Consider the following 24421-nt stretch of genomic DNA (forward strand, 5'->3'; position numbering starts at 1 on the left):
GAAACGTTTTTGCTGGAAGCATTCTAGCTTAACTTGAAAGGTTTCATTGTCTCTAGGACGATCGTCGAGTAGGGTAAGTAATGTAAAGTAATCGTGAAGATAAAATATCATTTTTTACCTAATCTTTACATAAATAATCCGGTTGTCTGTAAAATTTCTCAGTGTTATCTACAAGTTATCTCAACAAATCATTAACTAGAGTATGCGATCGCCCGTAATTTAATGACACTCCCTAAAGTAAGAGGTCAATAAGTGGGTTAAATTACTTAGAGTATTTCACTTAAGCAATAGTTTTATGAACACAAATTTAGAAAAATTTAGCAGATTTTGGACAGACAAAAATGATAATATATCATTAAACAATGCTTCGAGGGTCTGCTGTGATTCGTTCTGCCACTTTGACTCTTCAGCCAACATCACCATCAATCTCTCCTAATAACCGCTTGAGATTGTTTTCTGGCTCCGCTAATATTCCCCTAGCCCAGGAAGTAGCTCGCTACCTGGGAATGGACTTAGGCCCAATGCTCTATAAGCATTTCGCTGATGGAGAAATTTATATTCAAATTCAGGAATCAATTCGGGGCTGTGATGTTTATCTGATTCAGCCAACTTGCCGCCCGGTAAACGATCACCTTATGGAATTACTGATTATGATTGATGCTTGCCGTCGGGTTTCCGCTAGGCAAGTTACCGCAGTGATTCCCTATTATGGCTATGCCCGTGCCGATCGCAAAACCGCAGGGCGCGAGTCAATTACTGCTAAGTTAGTTGCTAACCTAATTACCGAAGCTGGGGCTAATCGCGTTCTGGCAATGGATTTGCACTCAGGACAAATTCAAGGTTATTTTGATATTCCTTTAGATCATGTCTACGGTTCGCCAGTTATCTTAGACTATCTCCAGGCTAAGCAACTCTCTGATATTGTAGTAGTCTCGCCAGATGTGGGCGGTGTCGCTAGAGCTAGAGCATTTGCGAAAAAGCTCAATGATGCTCCTTTGGCAATTATCGACAAGCGTCGTCAAGCTCACAACGTAGCGGAAGTAATGAACGTCATTGGTGATGTCGCTGGTAAAACGGCGGTGTTAGTAGATGACATGATTGATACGGGTGGCACTATTACAGAAGGTGCACGTCTGCTGCGTCAAGAAGGGGCAAGTCAAGTTTATGCTTGCGCTACCCATGCGGTATTTTCACCCCCAGCAGTTGAAAGGTTATCTTCCGGCGTTTTTGAAGAAGTAATTGTCACTAATACTCTACCAATTAGTGAACAACTCCGCTTTCCAGGGTTGACAGTTTTATCTGTAGCTGATGTTTTAGGTGAAACTATATGGCGGATTCACGAAGATAGTTCTGTTAGCAGTATGTTCCATTAAAAGACAGTTAGTAAACTAAAGATTAATGCTTCCCAGATCCCCGACTTCTTCAAGAAGTCGGGGATCTTATTTAAAGTGTTGAAATCCCTGACTGAGATGCAAAATTTCATCGGGATAATTGCCTGTACTATCAATTAATTGCACAGTTTTCTCTTTGGTAATTCTGCCAATAATGGCACTTTCTTTTCCTAACTGATTGACTAAAGTTTCGGCAATTTCCAGGGGAAGACACAAGACTAATTCAAAGTCTTCGCCTCCATATAATACCCATTGTAAACTTTGCTGTGGGGATAACCAATGGGGAAAAGCTGGTGGTATGGGAAGTTGCGATCGCTCAATTTTTGCCCCCACTTTACTAAAATTACAAATTTGTAAAATTGCGTCTGCTAATCCGTCGCTGCTATCCATTCCGGCGATCGGGATTGGGGAGTAGGATGATAATATTTCCGAAAGTATTGGTAGTATATCTAATCTGGGTTTAGGGCGTTGATGGGCTTTAATTAATGTATTTTTATCGGTGTCGCTGAGGGTTTTTCCGATTTCTGAATTTAGTAATAATTCTAACCCAGCTTTTGAGGCTCCGTGAATTCCTGTAACTACGATCGCATATCCCGGTTGAGCATTTCCTCTGCGAATAATACAATTAGGATTAGCTTGCCCAAAAGCAGTAATTGAAATGGTGTTAATTGGCGATCGCACTACATCACCCCCGACAATCGGAGTATGATAAATTTGCAAACAATGGTTCATTCCCTGATAAAGTTTCTCCACCCAACTAACAGGAGTTTCGCCATTAATTGCTAAACCTACAGTTATTCCTAAAGGTGTAGCACCCATCGCCGCCAAATCTGATAAATTAGCAGCAGCAGCACGCCAACCTGCGTCTTCTGGGGAGGTAGTGCGATCGCTAAAATGCACCCCTTCAACTAACACATCAGTTGTGACAATTAAAGATTGTTCTGGCAAAGTTTGAATGACTGCTGCATCGTCGCCAATTATATCAGCAGGACAAAAACGGTGTAATTTTTGCAGTAAACCTTGTTCGCCAATCTCTTTAACTTTTGGTTCCAACTTTGACTCAGACATGACTACATTTTGGGGAATCGATAATAAGTATTTCCGTCATTATCTACTTCGGGAAACGCCCCAAATATTTTCACCTGTTCATCTAAATATTGTTTAGCTAACTGCGGTTCCACCCTAGCGGTTGCGGATAATTGAATCAACGAAACACAACTATCTCTATCTTCCAATAACCGATAAAAAGCATTAGTTAATTTTTGCTGTTTACTCTTTGATTCAGCTGCCCTAAATAGGACAACCCCAGTTATTCCTAGCAGAGACATTACCAATAAATATTCTAGAATTGCCATAATTTAAGCACCTGTTTTTTTCAGTAGATAAAAGGAATGATTTTTTTAGTTTTGCGTTGGTATGCTTGATAGCGATCGCCAAACTTAAGAATCAGCATTTTTTCTTCTATATTAATTCTATTTTCCAACCAAATTGTACAACTAACTACACTCAGTACTAGGCTAACAAAGCTTTGTAGAATCGTGCAATATCCAACTAGGAATAAAACATAGCTAAGATATACGGGATGTCGCACTTGACTATAAATACCTGTAGTGACTAAATGATGATTTGGTTTGATGGTAATGTGATCGAACAAACCCTTGAGCGTGCGAATAGCCAGTTGATTAATTGCGATCGCTAACACCACAATAATAATCCCAACCACCTGCCAAACTTCATCAGTTTTTGACAACCGCGAAAAATCATAAATTGCCCACCAATAGATAATTAGGATAGCAATAAATTGTCCCGCTAAAATTACCAAACCCGAAACATCTTTAAATTGAGCATCTTCATTAGTCTTACTTAACTTACCATAGCGCCAAACCCGCCAAACATTCCCCGAAAAAAACAGCAAATAACCCACCATTAAAAAAATAACTTGCCATTTTTGGATTACGCCAAACAAAACTGCTGGTAACGCAATTAAAATGGCAAGAAAGGCAAAGACTACGAACAATGATTTTATGGCTAAGGAAAGATTGCTCATAGCAACTTCGATGATTATTGGGAAAAAAGCTTAAAAAGATTTTGGCGATTAAAATCGCTACTACACAAACCAAACCTGCCGCAAGCAGGTTATTAAGTCCGCGTAGGCGGACTTTGTTTGTATAGCCCCGACTTTAGTCGGAGGAGCTTTTCTAAGGTTGAACTAAATTTTCTGCACCTTTAATCACTGTTGCAGATTCAATTTTGTCACCTTGTTTCAGCTTTTGTAAAACGTCTTTCCCTTCAGTAACAAAACCAAAAATGGTATAGCGACCATCCAACAAATTTAAACCAGCAGGTGTTAATTCTGGTTCAAACAAAAAGAAGAAAAACTGAGAAGAACCGCCATTAACTTCTGATTCTGGTCTAGCCATTGCCACCGCACCATAAGCTGAGAAAGGTAGCACAGGTTGGTCGCGATAACGTCCAGCATCTTCTAGGGTAATGCCATAAAGAGGAACTTCATCGCCTCTGACCAAAATTTCCAGGGGAATAGCCCGATATTTTTTGGTATTAGGGTCAATAAAACCTTGTTCTTTACCCGGTGGATCTCCTGTTTGGAGGACGTAGGATTCTTCAGCGCGGGTAAAAGGTAAACCGTTATAAAAACCACGTTGTACCAAATCGACAAAATTCCCAGCGGTGACAGGGGCGCTATAGCCATCAAGTACTAGCGTCAGGTCGCCTTTTTCCGTAGTCATTTTGACGGTAGCACGACCTTTGAGTTGAGGTAAATTGCTATATTCGGCAGGTACTTCAAAGGGGAATTTTTGTACCATGTACTCTTCTAATTCCCCTACCAAATTGAGGATACTAGAAGTTTGATCCAACAATTCTGGGCGATTTTTAGCTTCAGCGGCAGCTTTGAGAGGAACGAGACTTTCACTAATTTGATTAATCAAAGCTTCGGCTTGGGGTTTTTGGTCATCTGGGATACTGGCTAATAAATCAGATTGACGATCGCCAACAATACTAGCAGCCTTCTTGACATCACCATTAATAGCACTCCAACGCTTACCCCGCAACTGTTGGGGAATATCTTCCAAACTCTTTTGCAGTGCTCTGACTTGCTGATTATCGATCGGCAAAGAATACCGCAACAGCGCCTTACCATCAGTAATAGCATTCCCCTGTGGTAAACGACTCTCCCGCACACCAGCAGCACAAAGACCAATGGACAGGGTGACTAACAGTAACGCCAAGATGCCAGTTTTTAGCCAGCGTTTGGGCACATTCAAGACTGCAAGACTCAAACCAGACATAATTAGATTTCTGATATCGTCACAATTTTAGATTTTCCCACAATGGGGGACTAGTGATTGGGGACTGGGGATTGGGGATTGGGGACTGGGGAGATGGGGAAATTCGGTAGGGGCGGGTTTAGTAAATAAGCTTTGTATCCCATAGATAATCTTTCAGCAAAACCCGCCCCTACAACTCAAAACTCTGTACGGGCAATTCATGAATTGCCCCTGCAACTCAAAACTCTCCTAGTCCCCAGTACCCAGTACCCAGTCCCCAGTCCCCAGTCCCCAGTCCCCTAATCACCCGTCCCCCAAGAGAGGTACAATTAATAGTCCCGATTGTTCTGCCCAGGAAAAAAGGTTCATGATTTCGAGTAACGACTTTCGACCCGGTGTATCAATTGTATTAGATGGAAGCGTATGGAAGGTTGTGGAATTCCTCCACGTTAAACCGGGAAAAGGTTCAGCTTTTGTGCGGACAACGCTGAAAAACGTCCAAAGTGGTAAAGTTATGGAACGGACTTTCCGGGCTGGGGAAAGTGTACCCCAAGCTACTTTGGAAAAAAGTACAATGCAGCATACCTATAAAGAAGGTGATGAATACGTTTTCATGGAAATGGAAACTTATGAAGAGGGTCGGCTTTCAGCGGCACAAATTGGCGATCGCGTCAAATATCTGAAAGAAGGTATGGAAGTGAACGTCATTCGCTGGGGCGAGCAGGTACTAGAAGTAGAATTACCTAACTCAGTTGTGTTGGAAGTAACACAAACCGATCCCGGTGTCAAGGGAGATACGGCGACAGGCGGTTCTAAACCTGCGATCGTCGAAACAGGCGCTCAAATCATGGTTCCTCTGTTTATCACTGTAGGGGAACGGATTAAAATTGACACTCGTGACGATAAATATTTAGGTCGAGAATAATTAGTTTGGGAGTTTGGATTTTTTCGTTAATCCAAAATCCGAATTGATTTACCCAAAACAAACTTAACGGGGCTAAATAAACTGTGGAATTGGATTTTAATGAACTCCGTGAGCTATTGACAGTTTTTAGTCAAACCGATATTGCGGAGTTGACACTCAAGAGCGCTGATTTTGAACTAACGATGCGGAAAAGCATCGGTATCAGCGTTTCTCAAGTGTCAGGGCCGAGTAATCAGGTGCTAGCATCCCCGCAGATGATGCCAGCCGTCACAACCGGGGTGCCAAGTCCAACCAAAGAAATGCCAAATGGTGGGGTGAGTGAGGCTGTTTCAGCCACACCAGCCACACCAGCGGCTTCTGCGCCAGTGGATGCTAAATGGGTGACAGTAAATTCACCGATGGTGGGAACGTTTTATCGCTCTCCGGCTCCAGGGGAAGCCGCTTTTGTGGAAGTGGGCGATCGCATTCGCACTGGGCAAACAGTCTGTATCATTGAAGCAATGAAGTTAATGAATGAGATTGAAGCGGAAGTTTCCGGGCAGGTGATGCAAATTTTAGTAGAAAACGGAGAACCTGTAGAATATGGTCAACCACTAATTCGGATTAATCCTGATGGGTGAAAAGTGCCAATTTTCAGCGAGACTAGAGTTAATCTATTGCGATCGAAAACAGAACTGGTAAAATCTGGGGATCAGTCCCTCCAAAGTAGTTCAATGAAACAAGCGCAACCTGTATCACAAGAAGTTGTGCAACAAGTAGCTGAATATTTCAGCATTTTGAGTGAGCCAATGCGTCTGCGGCTCTTAAATTTACTTCGCGACGACGAAAAGTGTGTCCAAGAGTTGGTGGAAGCAACCCAAACTAGTCAGGCTAATGTTTCTAAACATCTCAAAGTGATGCTACAAGCAGGCATTTTGAGCCGTCGCACTGAAGGAACTTCCGCTTATTACAAGGTGGAAGATGAGTTAATTTTTGAGTTGTGTAATTTAGTATGCGATCGCTTGGCTACTCGAATCGAACAACAAGCTCGTCATTTCCGCGACTTTAGCTTGGCGAGCAAGGAATGAGGAACAGGAGAATTTTTGCTTTGCGATTGCTATTCAATCCTCTGAAATTCTCCCCTGTTTCCTTGTTATCTTTAAGTTTTTCACTCTAAGCAGTATCATCTGGCTATAGGGGAAAGTCTTTCTGAAAAATTTCTCTGGTTATGGGCTGAGATATTACTAAACCTTCTCCACCCAAAGTTTCTAAAGGTTTTCCATTTACCCAGAGGAATACTTTAGCTTTGGGGTTTAAACTAGTGGCAGTGTAAATCACCTGTCCTAAGCGCCCAGTCATGGAAGCAGAACCACCACCCGTAGTAAATTCTGGAGATAAATCAACGGTAATTGCATCTTTGTTTACTTTGATGCTTCGCAGTTTGGTTCCTTGGGGAATTGCGGAGGTGGGTTGATTATTCCCAGTAGTACTTTTTGATTGAGCTAACAAACTTTTAAAGCTTTGTTCTAAAATACCAGCTTGGTTTGTGGCTTTTTGCTCAATAGTAACAGGACGAGCTACTAGCTGAATTTTACCGTTTTTATCTTGTAATAAGTAGATTTGTCCTTTTGTTTGTGCTTTTATTGTTGCGTTTTGTGTGTTTGGTTTTGGCGTTATGACAGGTGTGGTAAGTTGAGTTGTCGGAACGGTGGTTTCGTCCCTGTTAGGATTACAGCTAGTCAAAAACGCCCCGCTACTAATAGCTAAAAGTAGAATTGCGATCGCTCCCTTTGCGCCTAGAGAAACCTGATAAATTGTTTGGCGCTGTTGCATAAATTTACTTTACTCCTTTGGTTGTGCTGGTGGTTGTGCTTCTGGTTGTGCTGGTGGTTGTGCAAGTGGTTCTACTTGTACAAAAGCAGCTATTTCCAAATTGTCTTGATTCACTTCAAAATCTAATATTCTGGCAGTAATTCCCGACTTTTGCAATTTTTTCAAATCCAACTCATCAATAAAATTTTGCGCTAAAGCACCAATCAGAAATTCAGGAATCGTATTTTCATTAATTGAAACTGCTGGGGAAATTAATTCCAACTGATGTCCATTAACTATTCTTAATCCTGATTCGGCAATTATTGCCAACTTTTGTTCTGAGTTAGTTTGCACAGTTCCTGTTCCTTGTTTTTGCTGTAATTCTACTTGGAATCGCAAGCGATTTTCCGGCAAAAATTCAATTCGAGGATTAATAATTTCATAAGCTTCTAATTGTTGACCACCCATGTTACCTAAAAAGCTAGCACTTAATCTTTGTAATTGTTGGGAAACTTTGGGCGATCGCAATACTTTATTGACATCCTCTTCCGTTAATACTAATCTAAATGCAGCTTTTGCTGGTTGACGTAAAGCTGTTGGCGATACTCTTCCTCCCCTAAGTGCTTGAATGTTTGCACTTATCGGATCGGTATCTAATTCTAGAACAGCAATGCGGACTTCTGGAGTTAACCAAAAACCTCTTCCGGCAACTCTTACTCTTTGTACTTTACCGCCAATTAATTGATAGTTAGGAGCGTTATCAATGCGAACTTGTAGTTGTTCTATTCTTTGAAATCTTTGGCGAATGGCATTTTCCGCAAAGCGATCGACAAAAAAGCCTACAGATCCAAGTACACCCAGAAATGCTGATAGAAATATGGTGAGAAATCCCATAAGCTTAAAAAGATTTAAGTGAGTGGGTTTGTTGTAAACGCTTTAGCGTTTTAGCACTGAAGTGCTTACAACAAACCTTAAGTAAATTGTTTGTTGTAAACGCTTTAGCGTTTTAGCACTGAAGTGCTTACAACAAACCTTGAGTAAATTGTTTGTTGTAAACGCTTTAGCGTTTTAGCACTGAAGTGCTTACAACAAACCTTAAGTAAATTGTTTGTTGTAAACGCTTTAGCGTTTTAGCACTGAAGTGCTTACAACAAACCTTGAGTAAATTGTTTGTTGTAAACGCTTTAGCGTTTTAGCACTGAAGTGCTTACAACAAACCTTGAGTAAATTGTTTGTTGTAAACGCTTTAGCGTTTTAGCACTGAAGTGCTTACAACAAACTATTCAAGCATTTAAACTGCTGGAACTCAACCGATCGCACTCAATTTTTCACTATTTCTGAATTTTTTCTTCTATCCATTGCTTCAGGGTAGATACTACTTCATCAATGGCAATTTCTTGGGATTGATGGGTAGCACGTTCAACGATTTCGACTTTACCATCTTTGAGCGATCGCCCAGTCACAATCCGGTAAGGAATGCCAATTAAATCAGCATCTTTGAATTTTACCCCAGCCCGTTCGTTGCGGTCATCTAAAATTGTTTCAATTCCCGCTTGATTGAGTTGATGATAAAGTTTTTCCCCTACTTCCATTTGTTGAGCATCTGCGACATTGGGAATGGAAATAATGGCGTGATAAGGTGCGATCGCCACAGGCCAAATTATCCCATCTTTATCGTAAGATTGTTCTACTGCTGCTTGAGCTAATCTCGATACACCCACACCATAACAACCCATAACTAAAGGTATTTCTTCCCCTTGTTCATTAGTGTAGGTTGCGCCCATTGCTTTAGAATATCTTGTCCCTAATTGGAAGATATGTCCAACTTCAATTCCTCTGGCACTTTTTAAAGTTTGTTCGGGGTTGTGCATAGCGCGATCGCCCGGTCTAGCTTTGCGTACATCGACTACTAATTCTGGTAATTTAAACTCAGAATTCCAGTTAGCACCAACAACGTGATAACCAGATTCATTAGACCCAGTAACAAAATTCTTTAACTCAACAACTGTTTTATCAACTAAGCGCAAAAACTTCGGACTTACCTGTTTATTCGCCGCAATATATTCATCACCAATATCGGGAGCAATATAACCCAAAGGTAAAGATTTCGCCGCCCATTTCTCCTGACTTTCTGCATCAGGAACAGTCAGCGATAGAACAGTTTTACCGCCATATTTATCAGCCAACTTAGTCAATTCATTAAGCAATTTGACTTCATTAACTTCTTGATCGCCCCGAATATTTACTAATACCAAAACTGTCATCCCATTATCATAAACAGCTTGGTAAAGTACATTCTTCACTACTTGAGTAGGCGAACATTTCAGGAATTTACAGAGTTTTTCAATTGTGTCAGTTCCCGGAGTTTCCTGTTTTTCAAAACTCGTAAAAGCAGAAGTTTCGGCATCCGCAGGTAAAGAAACTGCCTTTTCTACGTTAGCGGCGTACTTGCCATCTTCTGTATATAAAACCTCATCTTCTCCCGCTTCTGCTAATACCATAAACTCTTGAGAACCGGAACCCCCGATCGCACCAGAATCAGCATCTACCGCCCGAAAAGCTAACCCACTGCGCCGCAACATATTGCTGTAAGCTTGGTGCATATCTTGGAAAGTTTTCTTCAAACTTTCCTCATCAGCGTGGAAAGAATAACCATCTTTCATGATGAATTCTCTCCCCCGCATTAACCCAAATCTAGGGCGAATTTCATCGCGGAATTTAGTTTGAATTTGGTACAAATGTAGCGGTAATTGCCGATATGAACGAATCATATCTTTAGCAACTGTTGTAATTACTTCTTCATGAGTTGGCCCTAAACCTAATTCGCGCTTTTGGCGATCGGTAAGCGCAAACATGATACCTTCAGCTTTAGTATAAGTATCCCATCGACCAGACTCTTTCCACAATTCCGAAGGTTGTAATTGTGGTAATAAACATTCTTGTGCGCCTGTAGCATTCATTTCTTCGCGCACAATTTGCGAAACCTTTTGCAACACGCGCCACATTAAGGGAAGATAAGCATAAATTCCGCTACCGATGCGACGAATATAACCTGCGCGGAGTAATAATTTATGGCTAGGAATTTCTGCTTCGGCTGGGTCTTCCCGTAATGTGACAAATAACATTTGAGAGAGTCGCATCGTCTGTTTCCTTTTCTGATTGAGATGATTGCTTTATCAGTCTAGAACATTACTTACCAAAGTTAATTGATTAGCCTATATGCCGACAAATTTTCACCCACAGCAGCCAGAATCTTCTGCAAACGACAAGAAAGCTAATACAGAATCCCAACCTATTTTGACCAGCGACGAAGTAAAAGCTGGGACAAAGGTAATCATGACTCATGCTGAACGGCAAGCTTATCTCAAAAAATCTGGTCTTGCCCAGTTGTTTGGTGTTGCTGATTTGTTACCTGAAGTTGGGGAGTAAACTGCTACAACTATTAATTCTAATTTCTCATTCTGGGAAAAACTTTAGACAAATCGAGACTTAATTCAGGAAAAGAAGGCAAATTAACTGATTCATTTGGCAAATAAATTACTTTTCGACGATAACCAAAGTTACCTTTTTGATCTCGATATGGTTCGCTGTAAGATTCTAGATAATTTGCTACTAAGTTAAATATCCAGTAATTAGAAATACCTGCTTCAGCGTATAGAGTTAATTTAACTTCTTGGTCATAATTTAAAGAAGAATCGGCAATTTCAATTAATAATAATATATCATTGGGTCTAGGATGTGCTTCCAAGTAATCATCATCTTGATTTCGTGCAATTACTAAATCTGGTTCAGGTTCGTTATTGTTAGATATAATAATTGGTTCTTGTCCTCTGATTGTCGCTTGTTCTTGAATTAAGTTTAATAACTCCCGATATAACCGAGTACTACAAACAGAGTGAGGTGTATTTTTTGCTGCCATTTGGATGATTTCTCCGCGTATTAATTCTACTCGGTTATTTCCCTTAAAAAATCCGAGTTCTGTAAGGCGGTGATATTCGTCTGTTGTGAATCTTTTGGTTTTGGTGACACTCATTCGATTTAAAATTTTAGATTTTGCATGATAAATCGGTTTATTTAAATATTTTAGTATGCTTTTGCTTATATCTTAGGCTGTTAATTGCGATCGCACCACCCACCACAATAAAGAAGTGCGATCGCCAATTCTTCATTTTCAAGAATAACTAAACTCAACTTTCCTCTCACCTACTACTTCTGGCGCATTGACAGCTAAACGCAAATCATCAGCATAAACTGTTAACCAAGGTTGACCGAAATTTAAACTAGCAAAAGGACTCTCTGTAGGTACTTGCAATTTCCCTCTCACTAATCCTACACGAGTTGCAAATTCAGCTTTGAATAACAGAAAATCGGAAATTGAAGAACTGAAACTTGACAAAGCTAAAGAAACAGGCAATGCCAAACTGGGTTTAGTGTAAGTAAGGTTGCAAAGTTCTTTATCTCCTTGTCTAACAGTTACACTAGACTTGTCTCCTGTTAACCAAGTAAATTCTGCTAACTCTTTTGGTAATCCCCAAATTTCTCTACCACCAGCTACAGAGTCGGAATTGTCTACATAAATGTGAGAAATCCAAGAACCAAATTTTCCGGCATAACTCACCATTCCAGCAACTACAATTAACTCGCTATATTCCAAGGTTGAACCCAATTTATAGGAGGATAAATAAACACCTCCAATGGTTTTTCCGGGCCAAACTGAAACAATTTCTAATTCTTGGGGAATTAAGGGGCGCGATCGCTCAATATCCACTAACTGAACAGTTTGCACGGCATAACCTTTTAATGTCCAAGGTGCTGATGGGTAACTCATCTCTTTTGCTCCTGCTAATCAATTTTCTGACTCTATTTAACTTTAGAAATTATTAGCTAAAAGTATCTCTGGAAATAACAATCTCTAACTTCCGACAGAGCCTAATTTCTGCAATTATTTTTACATTATTTAATAGCTCTTTACATTAATTCATACTTTTTGGGAGTTTTCAAGATGCAAGACACCACCCAAGTAACACCAATTACCGAGCCTCAAGAACGCAACGCCTGGAAAACGGGTTTTACTCCCCAAGCAGAAATTTGGAATGGTCGTTTAGCAATGATAGGTTTCGCAGCCGTAGTATTAATTGAACTATTTTCTCATCAAGGAGTTCTCCATTTTTGGGGTTTGTTGTAATTTTCAGCAGTACGTCTCCGTCTTTCGGTCTAGGCTAATAGTTGCATTTTGGTTAAGCATCAGTTACATTAATTTACAGGACTTAATAAAACTTCATTTACGGAGTTGGGACTATGCAAGGTGAAAATCGCAACGATGTTAAATTCGGCTTCACACCTCAAGCTGAAAATTGGAACGGTCGGTTAGCAATGATTGGTTTTATTGCTGCTGTAATTACTGAGCTAGTTTCCGGTCAAGGTGTTCTGCATTTCTTAGGTTTGCTGTAATTTTTCGATTCTTTTTACCTCTGACAATCTGAAACGAACAGTTTATAGGGAGTGAAAAGGCTCCCTATTTTTTGGCATAAACAAAAGCTCCAATAGCGATCGCTACTGGAACCTGCTCAAAGTATGGTAAAAAAGTTGCTAACGAATATATTCTTTAAGAATACTGTTGCGATTCGGATGACGCAGCTTCCGTAAAGCCTTAGCCTCAATCTGACGAATTCGTTCGCGAGTCACGTTGAAAATTTGCCCGATTTCTTCGAGAGTCTTCATTCTCCCATCATCCAAACCATAACGCAGACGTAAAACATCTCGTTCTCTTGGACTAAGAGTATCTAAAACACTTTCCAAATCTTCGCGCAGCAAATTCTTAGAAACTTGGTCTTCTGGTGTTTCGCCATCCGACTCAATAAAATCCCCCAATCGAGAATCTTCTTCTTTACCGATGGGGGTTTCTAGGGAAATAGGTAATTGAGCAGATTTAGCAATGAATCGCAGCTTCTCGATGGTCATTTCCATGCGAGTAGCAATTTCCTCTTCAGTAGGTTTGCGACCCATTTCTTGCGACAACAACTTGGTAGTTTTCTTAATGCGGGAAATGGTTTCGTACAAGTGAACAGGCAAACGAATGGTACGAGATTGATCGGCAATTGCTCTGGTAATTGCCTGACGAATCCACCAAGTCGCATAAGTAGAGAACTTATAGCCTTTTTCGTGATCGAATTTTTCAGCTGCCCGAATTAAACCTAAGCTACCTTCCTGAATTAAATCTTGGAAAGACAGCCCGCGATTCATGTATTTTTTAGCGATCGAAACTACTAAACGTAGGTTGGACTGCACCATTTTGTCCTTCGCACGTCGCCCCAAATGGAGGCGATGACGGAACGCAGGCAACTGCATATTTACCGCTTCCGCCCACTCTCGATCGTGGGGGTCACGTTCTAACCGATCGGACAAATTCTCTCGAATCCGTTCCAATTCCAACAAATCAGCAATTTTTCTGGCCAATTCGATTTCTTCATCCGCCCGTAACAGTCTAATCCGACCAATTTCTTGCAAATACAGGCGAATAGAGTCTTCTGTATAATGCTTTTTCTTAGTTTGCGCTCGACGACGGTTAGAGCGTACCTTACCAGGCTTTCCATCGTCTTCTTCCGGGGACACATCTTCTAAAAACTCGTCTTGATCCGCATCTTCCACTTCTTCTGCGAAGAATGCTAGTTCTTCAAGCGTAGGGGGTTGCAGGTTTTCAAGTACGTTGTTAGCCTGGGTCATGCCGCGTTCCTCATGCTCCTTTGGGTTAACAAAATCAACAACTAAACATCATGATGCAATCAATCTCCCAACATATTAACCAGTAAAAGACAAACAAGCATTAAAAGCTTAATTATTAAGTAACTGGTTAGGGGAAAAACACTATGCTTCGCAGTTAAAACTTAAGCGTTTATCGGAAGCGTAAGTGGCTGAATTTATTGTTGGGTCTTGTCAAGATCTTTACGATTGTAGCCTTTCTCACAAAAATTGCCAGCAGTTTTTGCTTTTATCCATGCAGTTTTTCGATGTCTCCATTCCACTGGAAAATTAGGGAAAGTTTATGGTTGCATCGGCTTTTGCCTAAAGATGCTAAACATCGAAATTATTCTGCTTTTTTAGGGTATAATTTCACCTGCTTTCTTGCTGGATAGACAGTTCAGGTGAACTTTCCCCACAAAATTTTAGACAATAGGCTGGACGCTAACCAATTGGTTTTTGTCCTTAGAGTTGCGAATAAGCCTACGTAAAGTATTGCACCCATTTTCAGCTAGTTTAGTTGAACTAATTTGGTAGTTTCTATTGCCATTGGTCATGTTAGACCATTTTGCTGGATTTTGTGGCTTTTTAGATGATTTGGTCGCTAATGATTCCTGATGTAAGTGGAATCTGGTTAAATAAGTTTTTCGTCTCACCTAACTAGGAGCTACCACAGTAGCCACAAAAGCTTAGTACCGCAGAAGTGACTTTAGATCAAAGCATCCTTAAATTTAAGTCACGGAAACTCTGTTGACATCAAAGTACTAAGTTTCAGCCGTAGTAGTCTTGACAAATGACTAATCTACACTCTGTCATTCTAATTAACTCTGATGTGAAATGACAGCTAGTTGGCTAAATAAATTTACCAGAACTTTACATTTCTCCGATCGCACGCGGTAATTGTGTGAATATTCGTTAACATAGGTTAATTAAACTACTCCACTAAGTTGCCAAAGCTGCTCCACTGTAACAAACTTAAACCCGCGCTGGAGCAATTTTTTCACAATTAGGTCTGTGGTTTGGGCGACATCAGCACCACCAAAAAATCCATCATGTAACACAATCAGCGCACCATTTTGCACTTGAGATAATACTCTTTGTACTACAACAGGGACTCCAGGTAGTACCCAATCTTCAGGAACTACACTCCACATTACTGGGCGATAATTCCAGCTTTGTAAAGATTTTAAAATCTGGGGTGTAAAAACACCATTAGGAGGGCGAACATCTCTAACATGAGTTTGAACGTAGTCCCAATCTAACGCACAAGCTTGAGCGATCGCTAACTGTGTCTTTGCCAAATTCTGCTTTAAAATTGGCGAAGTGAAGCTAGTAAACATCTGGTGATTATACCCATGTAAACCTACCCAGTGTCCTCGCTGATAAACTGCTTTCGCTACCTCTGGCGACCTTTCCACACAAACACCCAACCAGAAAAAACTGGCAGGAATCTCATACTTATCTAAAACGGACAATAACTGAGGCGTATACTGAGGATGGGGGCCATCATCAAAAGTTAAAGCCACCATCGGTTCTTGAACGCTTCCCGACCACAGACAAGAGGGAAAGGTAGGTTGCAAAATACGATATAAAATCGGAAAAACAGGAGCCAGTTGCATTAAACAAGATGAAACAACACCTAAGTTTAAATTAGCAATAAAAATCCTGATTTTGGGGACTAGGGTTAGGGGTTAGGGGTTAGGGGTTAGGGGTTAGGGAAAAACTCCCCTGCTCCCCTGCCCCTCTGCCCCTCTGCCCCTCTGCCCCTCTGCCCCTGGAGCTTTCTCGCCTTCACGTCATGGCGTTTTACATTGACTGGCATTGAGAAAGGGGCGGTAGCTTCACCCAATTTGGGATAATTTTCCCATAGATTTAAGCCGTCGAGAATGGCATCACGAATGATTGCTTCTTGTTCCTGATTCAACATGAGCCGAAAATAATCAGCAATCCAGATTTTGTGATTAAAATCAGATCGTTCGACGGAACTAGTTAAATAGCGAACGGCAATTAAACGTTTTAAAGGGTCTGCATGAGTTAAATCTGCTAGCATTTGGTCAAGCTTGGCTTGGTCTGGTTTTGTTTGCTGGGCCAGGATTTGCCAAACCAGTAGTCCTAAAATTGCTAGAGTCCCTAGAGCTTGGAGCAATATAGCAAGACTAATCCAAGAGCTTTGAGTTTGAGTACCGATCGCGATCGCCACATAACTAAACAGCGTAGCAAATCCACCGCTAATTACCGCTACTGCCAACTGACTATTTGCACCTGTCAATAATTGGCGCAAGGAAGACCAATAAGACTGCCAATTGCCCGATTGTAGCCGATAAACTAACCACATCGTTACCACACCGATGCTGGTTGCTCCGAACAACCTCCTGTTGCTAAATATGATCGTCATCGCCACAATCAAACCTAACAGTAAGTATCTCGAACTACTTGACTGTTTACCAGAGAAAAATTTGAAAGTTCTACTTTGGCTTTGGAACTCCACAAACAACGAGTTGGGGAGTTGATTAACTACATCTTGCCACCAAGAGGAAGCCTGTGCCACCTTTCTTACCTGCCAGATAATAAAGTTCTTGTGATGTGGAGAATCACTCCACACCGACTTATAGAAACAATAGCATCTGCTGCTACACAAAACTTGGCTAAACTTAATTCAAGTCTCTCAGGATAATTTCAGCTACAGCTGAAACTTAAAGTCATCCAAAGTAAATTGACCATCAAAAGCACAGTAGGTAACTCTATAAATATCTGCGGCGGTAACACTCAGTAATTCGTTTGGTGGAATTGAAGAGTCATAACCAGCTAAATTTGGCTCGGAAATCTCTACTTCTTTGAGCAGTTGATTATCTTGGTTATAAGCTGCTAATACCAACTTCTGAGAAGTAGTGACAACAGCACTGACAGTTTTAACCGGGTGGTAAAACACAGCTTCTAGCCATCCACTCTTGGGTGCTCCCATTAAGACTGTACTGCCAGAGTTTGCTGGATAAGCTGGATTGGAGGGACGAATAGCTATGCAATTATTAAATATTACACCCCATTTTTGAAATTGGCGATCGACAACTTCAAAACACATCAAGTCTTCAAAATTCAGGTAAACTTGGGCGGGTGTCACAATTGTTACAGGTGTAGATATTTCTTGATCTCGTTGGGCAGTAACCAGATGAATTTCTGCATCAGTCTTTTCATCTATCAGCAGTTCTATTGCAGCCGATATTTCCAACTGGTTCTGTTCAATATCTAATTCCTTAACCATGAGGCTATTTTTAGTCATTTTATTCCACCTAAATGAGTAATCAATCAATTAAGTTGGCGCTGTAAACTCAGATGTGAGATGATGGTGAATTTTATAAAACATTCAATTAGCAGTGATTCCGTTCAATAAGTTTTCTTTATTTCCTGCTAATTTTGGTAGATGCTAATTTACTTACACATTCGTTCATAAAATTTTGGGAAAATCCTAACAAACCTACACATAATTTATTTGTTTGTTTTCCACTTCAGATTTCTGAGTTGACACAGATGAGAGTTTATACTTCATTATTATTTAAGATTCTCAGGAAATCAACTTTTCCCTTTGGTAGAGTCGAACTGGGCAGTAATGGGTAAATCGCTTTTGCTACAAGCATTTAGCACCTCTAATTTCCTCACTGTTTGCCCGGAAATTTTACAAAAAGTTTACAGAAAGTTTAGTTTCTGGGTAATTCCTTTGAGAAAAGTTCAGAAAAGTCAGGCAGAAATATAATGGCGGTGGTTGGCGGTGCGATCGTCCATTTCCACTACCATGTAGGAAAAGGGTTAATCATTAAAATTCCCTGCCAAACTGAAATTAGCAGAAAAACACAAAATCAAAAAATCAGAAACAGGAGGTGTTTTTATGTTTTTGCCACAGGGGTTTGAGCTACGTTCAGTAATGACTTCTCTGGGAAAAATGGTTTACTACACAGCAGCAGGAGAATTATGGCAACCTAAAGACGCGACTGTTAAAGAAGACTTACCGACTCTCTTATTTTTGCATGGCTTTGGCGGCGGTTCCTCTGCTTATGAGTGGTCTAAAGTCTATCCCGCTTTTGCAGATGAATACAGGATTTTAGCACCAGATTTAATTGGTTGGGGTAATTCCTATCATCCTCAAAGGAATTACCAGATTGATGATTATCTACAAAGTATTACAGAGTTTATTGAACAGACTTGTACCGAACCTGTAGCAGTAGTAGCGTCTTCTTTAACTGCTGGTTTACTCATGCGGTTGGCGGTGACAAATCCGCGTTTATTTAAGTGCTTGATTTTGACTGCACCATCGGGATTAGCAGATTTTGGCGGAAATTCTGTCAGCAATTTTTTTAGTCAACTGTTAAGCATACCAGGAGTTGACAGTTTAATTTACAACCTTGGTATTGCCAATAAAAGTGCCATTCGGACATTTTTAGAAGAACGGCAATTTGCTGATAGTAATCGCGTTTATGAAGAAATAGTCGCAGCTTATTTAGAATCGGCTTCCCAACCAAATGCGGAATATGCAGCACTGTCTTTTGTCCGAGGGAATTTATCGTTTGATTTATCTTTGTATATCTCGCAATTGAATATACCAACGGCTTTTATTTGGGGGAAAGAGTCTCAGTTTAGTAAGCCAGAACTGGGTAGGAGATTAGCTAATTTAAACCCCAATTCGGTGCGTTATTTTCAAGAGTTAGAAAACGTAGGTTTAACTCCACAGTTAGAAGTTCCAGCAATAACAATTGGGTTAATCCGCAAATTTTTGCGGTTACTTAATGCGAATTAACCATCATGTCTGTTGTGACGACTTCAGTCGTTCCGAATGTCTGTTGTGACGACTAGCGCTAACAGTGGTTTCTTAATCTAAGAGAAAGACTGAAGTCCTCACAACAAACTACTTAACGTAGCGATGACTTCAGTGGTTTCTTAATCTAAGAGAAGGACTGAAGTCCTCACAACAAACTACTTAACGTAGCGATGACTTCAGTGGTTTCTTAATCTAAGAGAAGGACTGAAGTCCTCACAACGAACAATTAACTGAAAGCTTTTTCTAAAATTAGTTTAGAACGTTTTACTGGTTCAGGAACTGTTACTGGATAATTACCAGTAAAGCAAGCAGAACAGAAGTTTTTGGGGTCTTCTCCGGTAGCTTTGAGCATTCCTTCCCAGCTAAGATAAGCTAAAGAATCAACATCAATTTGTTTGGCAATTTCCCCAACTGATTTAGTAGCAGCAATCAATTGGTCTTGATTGTCTGTATCAATGCCATAAAAGCAAGGGTGAGTTACTGGGGGTGAAGAAATTCTCATGTGAACTTCAGTTGCGCCAGCATCTCTTAAAGTTTTAACTATTTTGCGACTAGTGGTTCCCCGGACGATGGAATCATCAACAATTACCACTCGTTTCCCATACAAAACATCTTTTAGGGGATTAAGTTTCATGCGAATTCCCGTTTCCCGCATTTTTTGGGTTGGTTGAATGAAGGTGCGACCTACATAACGGTTTTTAATCAAACCTTCAGCATAAGGGATTCCCGAAGCTTGGGAAAAACCAATGGCTGCGGGAACGCCTGAGTCTGGTACTCCAATTACAATGTCTGCATCTAATGCTGATTCTGTTGCTAATATTCTGCCAATCCGCATCCGATAGCTGTACAAAGTTTCGCCGGACATGATGCTATCGGGCCTAGCAAAATAAATCATTTCAAAGATACAAAGTTTTGGCTGGGGTTGTTTTGTCCAGTGGAAGGATGCCAAACCTGCTTCCGTAATCCAAACTAATTCTCCTGGTTCTACATCTCGCAGGTATTCTGCACCAATAATGTCTAATCCGCAGGTTTCTGAGGCGAGAACGTAGCGCACTGGGTCACTGGGTAAAGTGCCAATAACTAAGGGACGAATGCCGTTGGGGTCACGGACTCCCATCATTCCTTGAGGGGTGCCAATTACTAAGCTAAAGGCTCCTTGGCATTGATGAAAAGCTCGGATTGCACCTTCTAACCAGTCGTGTCCTTCGTTGATTTCTTCTGCGATCGCATGAGCGATCATTTCCGAATCGGTTGTGGTAATTAAGTTACAGTCCCTTTCTAGTAATCTTTCCCGTAAGACTGTTGTATTGACAAGATTACCATTGTGTGCTAAAGCAAGCTTCCCTAAACGAGTATCTACAACTGCTGGCTGAGCATTAACCACCCGACTCGAACCTGTAGTAGAGTAGCGAGTATGTCCGACGGCTAGAGTACCAGTCAGTTGATGCAGAATTGATTCACTGAAGACTTGAGAAACCAACCCCATATCTTTATGTAGATGCACTTGTTTGCCTTCAAAGGTGGCAATTCCTGCTGATTCTTGACCTCGGTGTTGCAAAGCATACAGCCCAAAGTAAGTAAGTTTGGCGACATCTTCTCCTGGGGCGTAAATCCCAAAAACGCCACAAGCTTCTTCGGGCTTATCCGGGCGATTTTGATTGATGTCAGCAGGATACTCTTCAGAGTCTAGGGAATGGTTGGGAATCATGCTACGGTTTGGCTCCTAAGATTGAGATAGAGAATCAGATAGAGGCTATGAAAGCAAAAAATTTAACGAGAGTTAACCTAACTTAATATCTTCTTAACAATAGCATTGTTAAAAGCCGATCGCTCTAGCGAACTGAACTTAGCAGCGAAGAGCAGTTTTCCGGGAAATGCCCCCGTTAATTTTGCTCACACATAGTTTTTTTGGTAGTTTTATACTTGATGGAAATCAGACAAGACAAGGCTTTTGCGAGTTTAGTAGAACTTGTTAACTAAACTGCTAAACGACGTTCAATTGCATGAGAATAGCGATCGCCTGCCACTGTAATGCTAACGTCAATCAAGGCAACCTTGTCAGCCGTGAAAACTCGTAAATTGCTATTCGCTTTTTCCACATTGCCAATTTTTTGCCAATAATTAGTTAGTGCTTCATTTAAATAGGATTCCCAAATTTCTGCCCGATCTTGCATTACCGAGACTAAAATTCTTGCGCCACCTTCACCAAACAGCAGATTATCCCAACGCTGAGTTTGTTCTGAAGAAATCTCTAAGTTAATTTGGGCACCTAACTTACCGCTGATGCAAGCTTCCGCCAAAGCAACAGCTAAACCTCCCTCAGCACAATCATGAGCCGATCGTACCCAACCTTGACGAATACCTTCTCGACAAGCAGCTTGCACAATACGTTCTAAATCATAATCTACTTCCGGCGGCTTTCCGGCAACAATCCCATGAATTGCCGCTAAATATTCCGAAGCACCCAGAACGATTTGTGATTTGGGATTTTCGACTTTCGATTCTATTGGTAAACCTAAAAGGTAGATAACATCGCCTTCACTTTGCCAACCTTGACCGCAAACTTTAGTAAGATCAGAAATTATTCCCACCATTCCAATTACAGGAGTTGGGTAAATCGGTTGCGGATTTCCTTCACTATCGAGAGTTTCATTATAAAGAGAAACATTTCCACCAGTCACAGGCGTATTAAACTCGCCGCAAGCTTCCGCAATACCTCGACAAGCTTCTGCTAATTGCCAATAACCTACAGGTTTTTCAGGACTACCAAAATTTAGATTATCAGTAACAGCAACAGGTTCGGCACCAACACAACTTAAGTTTCTTGCTGCTTCCGCAACAACTGCTTTGGCACCTTCATAAGGATTAAGGTAAACATAACGGGAATTACAGTCAACTGTTGCCGCTACACCTTTGTTTAAAACTGTCGGATTTACCTCACCTTCCAAAGGACGAACCCTTACAACTGCAGCATCGGCACCACCAGGGAACAAAACTGTATTGTTCTGAACTTGATGATCGTATTGGCGATAAACCCAACGTTTAGAAGCAATTGAAGGAGTATCTAACAAAGTCAAAAGGATATCATTCCAAGTTTGGAACTTGCCGGAAATTTCAATTCCTTGACTTGTACAAACTGGGAGAGAATCAGGTTGCCATTCCCAAGCTTTCTGCACATATTCTGGCGGTTCGGGTAACAATTCTCGGTGATAAATTGGTGTATTATCTGCCAAAGCTGTCGCTGGAATTTCCGCAGCTACTTTCCCTTGAAACAGAATTCTCACAATAGGTTCTTCGATAACTGTTCCGGCAACAACTGCTTGTAAACCCCAACGATGGAAGATATCGATTAATTCTTGTTCCCTGCCTTTGTGGGCAACAAATAACATTCTTTCTTGGGATTCAGATAATAGATATTCGTAGGGAACCATGCCTGTTTCGCGGACGGGAATTTTATCTAAATCTAATTCAATTCCTACTCCACCTTTAGCTGCCATTTCGGAAGTTGAACAGGTGATTCCCGCTGCACCCATATCTTGCGCGGCGACAACTGCACCTGTTTTGAATGCTTCTAAACAGGCTTCTATTAAAGATTTTTCCATAAATGGGTCGCCTACTTGCACGGCAGGGCGATCGTCCATTGAAGCATCACTCAGTTCCGCACTAGCAAAACTCGCGCCACCCATGCCATCCCGTCCGGTGGTAGAACCAACATATAACACGGGATTGCCAATGCCATTTGCACCAGATTTAACAATTTCGGCAGTTTCCATTAATCCCATTGCCATTGCATTAACTAAGGGATTTCCCGAATAAGCAGGATCAAAGTAAACTTCGCCGCCAATGGTGGGTACTCCGACGCAGTTACCGTAGTTCGCAATACCTGCAACTACACCGCTAAATATTCTCCGAGTTCTGGCATCTTCCAAGGAACCGAAGCGGAGGGAGTTTAACACGGCTATGGGACGCGCACCCATTGTAAAGATATCACGGAGAATGCCGCCAACGCCTGTGGCTGCGCCTTGGAAGGGTTCGACGGCGGAGGGGTGGTTGTGGGATTCGATTTTAAAGGCTAGTCTTTGTCCGTCGCCTAAGTCTACTACTCCGGCGTTTTCTCCTGGGCCAACGAGGATGCGATCGCCACTTGTGGGAAACTGTTTAAGTAAGGGTCGGGAGTTCTTGTAACAACAGTGTTCTGACCACATTACGCCAAACATTCCTAACTCTGCTTTGTTAGGATGGCGACCAAGACGGTTAACGATTTCTTGGTACTCTTCGGGTTTTAGACCTTCGGCGGCGATTTCTTCGGGAGAAAAGGGAGTGTTAGTAAACATGGAACCTTGCACAGTAGGCACAGGCTTCAATTTTATCGATTGATTGTGCTCATTAGTCGGTTAAAGCAGAAAAATTTTACCAATTTTCAACTTATCTTCAGAGAATTTATCTATTTAAGAGAATTTTTCTTTCTTTATGCGACGATTTAAAAATTTTAGTAAAAAATCACGAGGCTGGTGACTTGATTCTGTAAAATAGTCTAGGTTTTTCTAGCCTAAGTGTGATGTTTCCTCTTCGCAATCTGATTAATCGTAGACTTATAGCGGGCATCGTGGCATCAGTGTTAACGGTATCTGTGGCATTGATTGTCAAGTCAAATTTGCCAACAGAGGCACGTTCTAGGGTTTATAACACTGAACGAGTAAGTCAGCGATCGCCAACGAAGCAGAGACACCGCAATAATTATCGCACTGCTGCTACTAAAAGGACTAATTCAGTAGTTAATAGAGTGCAAGAGAAGAGAAATTCTTTTAATACTAATTATCGACGACCGTTAAAAATTACTGTAGGAAATAGAGCTAATAAATCTGTAAATTCAGTAGCACAAGCAGATAATAATAGAAGAAGAATTAGGATAGGAAATGATTCGACTCCGGTTACCGATCTATTTGGTGCAACTGGAAGAAGACCATCTTCTGCATTATGGCAAGCGGAAATTAAAAGAAGATATGGAATTGGAAATTATCCGACTCCGGTTACTGATAGATTTAACAAATTTAGCAGTTCGGGACGCAAATTTGCCAGTGAACGTTGGCGTGCTGCAATTAAAAGAAGTTATGGCATAGACAGTTCTGGCACTCCCGTTACCGATCGATTTGGTGCAACTGGAAGAAGACCTTCTAGTGAGTTGTGGAGAGCAGAAATTAAACGCAGATATGGAATTGGAAATGCTGTAAGTCAACCTGTGGATGAGGCAAGATAAATTTAATTAGGTTGGTTGAGGTTTTGTGGTTCATTGGCGATCGTTAAAACTGAGATCTTGCACCTGCGATGCGAGTCCGCCCGGAAATCAATTTCCGGGCTAATAGCTCAAGTCCATTTTAATGGACTAAAAGCCTTTGAATATTAAGAATATTAAGTATGGGGAAAGCTGATGTAATCGACGTTCTGCTTCTTTAAGTAATGTTATGTCTTGTTGCTCAGTTTC

At 41.1% G+C, this 24421-nt stretch carries 24 protein-coding genes; 9 read left to right on the forward strand and 15 right to left on the reverse strand.

Going from position 1 to position 24421, the window contains the following annotated elements; translation table 11 throughout:
* Positions 1-362 precede the first annotated feature (362 nt).
* Positions 363-1373 carry a ribose-phosphate pyrophosphokinase gene (locus ACE1CI_RS23175; RefSeq protein ID WP_496615731.1) on the forward strand — a complete coding sequence of 337 codons (1011 nt, stop codon included), beginning with the start codon at positions 363-365 and terminating at the stop codon, positions 1371-1373.
* Positions 1374-1439: 66 nt separating this feature from the next.
* On the opposite strand, the gene thiL is transcribed toward ACE1CI_RS23175, so the two are convergent.
* The 4 genes from thiL to ACE1CI_RS23195 all read right to left on the reverse strand — a co-directional run bounded on the left by thiL (position 1440) and on the right by ACE1CI_RS23195 (position 4699).
* The gene (gene thiL, locus ACE1CI_RS23180; protein ID WP_413263341.1) at positions 1440-2459 is read right to left on the reverse strand and encodes a thiamine-phosphate kinase; all 1020 of its coding nucleotides are present in this window, start codon (positions 2457-2459) and stop codon (positions 1440-1442) included.
* Between the two features lie 2 nt (positions 2460-2461).
* Positions 2462-2746, reverse strand: a complete 285-nt coding sequence (locus ACE1CI_RS23185) for a hypothetical protein (protein ID WP_413263340.1) — start codon at positions 2744-2746, stop codon at positions 2462-2464.
* A gap of 20 nt (positions 2747-2766) precedes the next feature.
* Positions 2767-3438 carry a methyltransferase family protein gene (locus ACE1CI_RS23190; RefSeq protein ID WP_413263339.1) on the reverse strand — a complete coding sequence of 224 codons (672 nt, stop codon included), beginning with the start codon at positions 3436-3438 and terminating at the stop codon, positions 2767-2769.
* A gap of 151 nt (positions 3439-3589) precedes the next feature.
* On the reverse strand, positions 3590-4699 hold the full coding sequence (locus ACE1CI_RS23195) for a peptidylprolyl isomerase (protein WP_413263338.1): 1110 nt from the start codon (positions 4697-4699) through the stop codon (positions 3590-3592).
* A gap of 346 nt (positions 4700-5045) precedes the next feature.
* Here ACE1CI_RS23195 and efp point away from each other — a divergent pair, with 346 nt between their 5' ends.
* The 3 genes from efp (at position 5046) to ACE1CI_RS23210 (ending at position 6670) form a co-directional block, all read left to right on the forward strand.
* Positions 5046-5603, forward strand: a complete 558-nt coding sequence (gene efp / locus ACE1CI_RS23200; RefSeq protein ID WP_413263337.1) for an elongation factor P — start codon at positions 5046-5048, stop codon at positions 5601-5603.
* 83 nt (positions 5604-5686) lie between these two features.
* On the forward strand, positions 5687-6223 hold the full coding sequence (gene accB / locus ACE1CI_RS23205; protein WP_413263336.1) for an acetyl-CoA carboxylase biotin carboxyl carrier protein: 537 nt from the start codon (positions 5687-5689) through the stop codon (positions 6221-6223).
* Between the two features lie 93 nt (positions 6224-6316).
* Positions 6317-6670, forward strand: a complete 354-nt coding sequence (locus ACE1CI_RS23210) for an ArsR/SmtB family transcription factor (protein WP_413263335.1) — start codon at positions 6317-6319, stop codon at positions 6668-6670.
* 103 nt (positions 6671-6773) lie between these two features.
* Here ACE1CI_RS23210 and ACE1CI_RS23215 read toward each other — a convergent pair whose 3' ends face one another.
* The 3 genes from ACE1CI_RS23215 to proS all read right to left on the reverse strand — a co-directional run bounded on the left by ACE1CI_RS23215 (position 6774) and on the right by proS (position 10534).
* A complete protein-coding gene (locus tag ACE1CI_RS23215; protein ID WP_413263334.1) occupies positions 6774-7415 on the reverse strand; it encodes a GerMN domain-containing protein in 642 nt (213 codons plus the stop codon).
* A gap of 9 nt (positions 7416-7424) precedes the next feature.
* The gene (locus ACE1CI_RS23220; RefSeq protein WP_413263333.1) at positions 7425-8288 is read right to left on the reverse strand and encodes an LmeA family phospholipid-binding protein; all 864 of its coding nucleotides are present in this window, start codon (positions 8286-8288) and stop codon (positions 7425-7427) included.
* A gap of 437 nt (positions 8289-8725) precedes the next feature.
* Positions 8726-10534 (reverse strand): proline--tRNA ligase, encoded by a 1809-nt coding sequence (gene proS, locus ACE1CI_RS23225; protein WP_413263332.1) that lies wholly within the window; start codon positions 10532-10534, stop codon positions 8726-8728.
* 79 nt (positions 10535-10613) lie between these two features.
* Between proS and ACE1CI_RS23230 the strand changes: the two genes are divergently transcribed.
* Positions 10614-10823, forward strand: a complete 210-nt coding sequence (locus ACE1CI_RS23230) for a hypothetical protein (protein WP_413263331.1) — start codon at positions 10614-10616, stop codon at positions 10821-10823.
* Positions 10824-10842: 19 nt separating this feature from the next.
* On the opposite strand, the gene ACE1CI_RS23235 is transcribed toward ACE1CI_RS23230, so the two are convergent.
* Positions 10843-11427, reverse strand: a complete 585-nt coding sequence (locus ACE1CI_RS23235; protein WP_413263330.1) for a Uma2 family endonuclease — start codon at positions 11425-11427, stop codon at positions 10843-10845.
* Positions 11428-11565: 138 nt separating this feature from the next.
* Positions 11566-12222, reverse strand: coding sequence for an acetoacetate decarboxylase family protein (locus ACE1CI_RS23240; RefSeq protein WP_413263329.1), 657 nt, complete (start codon positions 12220-12222; stop codon positions 11566-11568).
* 174 nt (positions 12223-12396) lie between these two features.
* Between ACE1CI_RS23240 and ACE1CI_RS23245 the strand changes: the two genes are divergently transcribed.
* Both ACE1CI_RS23245 and ACE1CI_RS23250 read left to right on the forward strand, forming a co-directional pair.
* Positions 12397-12579 carry a CAB/ELIP/HLIP family chlorophyll-binding protein gene (locus ACE1CI_RS23245; RefSeq protein ID WP_413263328.1) on the forward strand — a complete coding sequence of 61 codons (183 nt, stop codon included), beginning with the start codon at positions 12397-12399 and terminating at the stop codon, positions 12577-12579.
* Positions 12580-12692: 113 nt separating this feature from the next.
* Positions 12693-12845: a CAB/ELIP/HLIP family chlorophyll-binding protein gene (locus ACE1CI_RS23250; protein WP_073592551.1), complete on the forward strand. Its 153-nt coding sequence runs from the start codon at positions 12693-12695 to the stop codon at positions 12843-12845.
* 138 nt (positions 12846-12983) lie between these two features.
* Here the strand turns inward: ACE1CI_RS23250 and rpoD are convergent, their stop codons facing one another.
* The 4 genes from rpoD to ACE1CI_RS23270 form a co-directional block, all read right to left on the reverse strand.
* Positions 12984-14117, reverse strand: coding sequence for an RNA polymerase sigma factor RpoD (gene rpoD / locus ACE1CI_RS23255; protein ID WP_413263327.1), 1134 nt, complete (start codon positions 14115-14117; stop codon positions 12984-12986).
* Between the two features lie 944 nt (positions 14118-15061).
* A complete protein-coding gene (locus tag ACE1CI_RS23260; RefSeq protein ID WP_413263326.1) occupies positions 15062-15751 on the reverse strand; it encodes a polysaccharide deacetylase family protein in 690 nt (229 codons plus the stop codon).
* Between the two features lie 86 nt (positions 15752-15837).
* Positions 15838-16680: a hypothetical protein gene (locus tag ACE1CI_RS23265; protein ID WP_413263325.1), complete on the reverse strand. Its 843-nt coding sequence runs from the start codon at positions 16678-16680 to the stop codon at positions 15838-15840.
* Between the two features lie 132 nt (positions 16681-16812).
* Positions 16813-17409 carry a hypothetical protein gene (locus ACE1CI_RS23270; protein ID WP_496615733.1) on the reverse strand — a complete coding sequence of 199 codons (597 nt, stop codon included), beginning with the start codon at positions 17407-17409 and terminating at the stop codon, positions 16813-16815.
* A 603-nt stretch (positions 17410-18012) separates the two neighbouring features.
* Here ACE1CI_RS23270 and ACE1CI_RS23275 point away from each other — a divergent pair.
* The gene (locus tag ACE1CI_RS23275; protein WP_413263323.1) at positions 18013-18918 is read left to right on the forward strand and encodes an alpha/beta fold hydrolase; all 906 of its coding nucleotides are present in this window, start codon (positions 18013-18015) and stop codon (positions 18916-18918) included.
* 247 nt (positions 18919-19165) lie between these two features.
* On the opposite strand, the gene purF is transcribed toward ACE1CI_RS23275, so the two are convergent.
* Both purF and purL read right to left on the reverse strand, forming a co-directional pair.
* On the reverse strand, positions 19166-20647 hold the full coding sequence (purF, locus tag ACE1CI_RS23280) for an amidophosphoribosyltransferase (protein WP_413263322.1): 1482 nt from the start codon (positions 20645-20647) through the stop codon (positions 19166-19168).
* A 268-nt stretch (positions 20648-20915) separates the two neighbouring features.
* Complete coding sequence (purL, locus tag ACE1CI_RS23285; protein WP_413263355.1) at positions 20916-23273, reverse strand: phosphoribosylformylglycinamidine synthase subunit PurL; 2358 nt, start codon at positions 23271-23273, stop codon at positions 20916-20918.
* 272 nt (positions 23274-23545) lie between these two features.
* On the opposite strand from purL, the gene ACE1CI_RS23290 reads away from it, so the two are divergent.
* Positions 23546-24196, forward strand: a complete 651-nt coding sequence (locus tag ACE1CI_RS23290; protein ID WP_413263321.1) for a hypothetical protein — start codon at positions 23546-23548, stop codon at positions 24194-24196.
* Positions 24197-24421: the final 225 nt, after the last annotated feature.

It is taken from the genome of Floridaenema flaviceps BLCC-F50, from assembly GCF_041929275.2.
Taxonomy (GTDB): Bacteria; Cyanobacteriota; Cyanobacteriia; order Cyanobacteriales; family Aerosakkonemataceae; genus Floridanema; species Floridanema flaviceps.

Excerpts from the sequence above, each read along its gene's own strand:
- efp (WP_413263337.1), top strand. The coding sequence starts at position 5,046 with ATGATTTCGAGTAACGACTTTCGACCCGGTGTATCAATTGTATTAGAT.
- rpoD (WP_413263327.1), bottom strand. The coding sequence starts at position 14,117 with ATGACCCAGGCTAACAACGTACTTGAAAACCTGCAACCCCCTACGCTT.
- ACE1CI_RS23235 (WP_413263330.1), bottom strand. The coding sequence starts at position 11,427 with ATGAGTGTCACCAAAACCAAAAGATTCACAACAGACGAATATCACCGC.
- purL (WP_413263355.1), bottom strand. The coding sequence starts at position 23,273 with ATGTTTACTAACACTCCCTTTTCTCCCGAAGAAATCGCCGCCGAAGGT.
- thiL (WP_413263341.1), bottom strand. The coding sequence starts at position 2,459 with ATGTCTGAGTCAAAGTTGGAACCAAAAGTTAAAGAGATTGGCGAACAA.
- ACE1CI_RS23275 (WP_413263323.1), top strand. The coding sequence starts at position 18,013 with ATGTTTTTGCCACAGGGGTTTGAGCTACGTTCAGTAATGACTTCTCTG.
- ACE1CI_RS23245 (WP_413263328.1), top strand. The coding sequence starts at position 12,397 with ATGCAAGACACCACCCAAGTAACACCAATTACCGAGCCTCAAGAACGC.
- ACE1CI_RS23175 (WP_496615731.1), top strand. The coding sequence starts at position 363 with ATGCTTCGAGGGTCTGCTGTGATTCGTTCTGCCACTTTGACTCTTCAG.
- proS (WP_413263332.1), bottom strand. The coding sequence starts at position 10,534 with ATGCGACTCTCTCAAATGTTATTTGTCACATTACGGGAAGACCCAGCC.
- ACE1CI_RS23190 (WP_413263339.1), bottom strand. The coding sequence starts at position 3,438 with ATGAGCAATCTTTCCTTAGCCATAAAATCATTGTTCGTAGTCTTTGCC.
- ACE1CI_RS23215 (WP_413263334.1), bottom strand. The coding sequence starts at position 7,415 with ATGCAACAGCGCCAAACAATTTATCAGGTTTCTCTAGGCGCAAAGGGA.
- purF (WP_413263322.1), bottom strand. The coding sequence starts at position 20,647 with ATGATTCCCAACCATTCCCTAGACTCTGAAGAGTATCCTGCTGACATC.
- ACE1CI_RS23260 (WP_413263326.1), bottom strand. The coding sequence starts at position 15,751 with ATGCAACTGGCTCCTGTTTTTCCGATTTTATATCGTATTTTGCAACCT.
- ACE1CI_RS23270 (WP_496615733.1), bottom strand. The coding sequence starts at position 17,409 with ATGACTAAAAATAGCCTCATGGTTAAGGAATTAGATATTGAACAGAAC.
- ACE1CI_RS23230 (WP_413263331.1), top strand. The coding sequence starts at position 10,614 with ATGCCGACAAATTTTCACCCACAGCAGCCAGAATCTTCTGCAAACGAC.
- ACE1CI_RS23210 (WP_413263335.1), top strand. The coding sequence starts at position 6,317 with ATGAAACAAGCGCAACCTGTATCACAAGAAGTTGTGCAACAAGTAGCT.
- ACE1CI_RS23195 (WP_413263338.1), bottom strand. The coding sequence starts at position 4,699 with ATGTCTGGTTTGAGTCTTGCAGTCTTGAATGTGCCCAAACGCTGGCTA.
- ACE1CI_RS23185 (WP_413263340.1), bottom strand. The coding sequence starts at position 2,746 with ATGGCAATTCTAGAATATTTATTGGTAATGTCTCTGCTAGGAATAACT.
- ACE1CI_RS23220 (WP_413263333.1), bottom strand. The coding sequence starts at position 8,288 with ATGGGATTTCTCACCATATTTCTATCAGCATTTCTGGGTGTACTTGGA.
- ACE1CI_RS23250 (WP_073592551.1), top strand. The coding sequence starts at position 12,693 with ATGCAAGGTGAAAATCGCAACGATGTTAAATTCGGCTTCACACCTCAA.
- ACE1CI_RS23240 (WP_413263329.1), bottom strand. The coding sequence starts at position 12,222 with ATGAGTTACCCATCAGCACCTTGGACATTAAAAGGTTATGCCGTGCAA.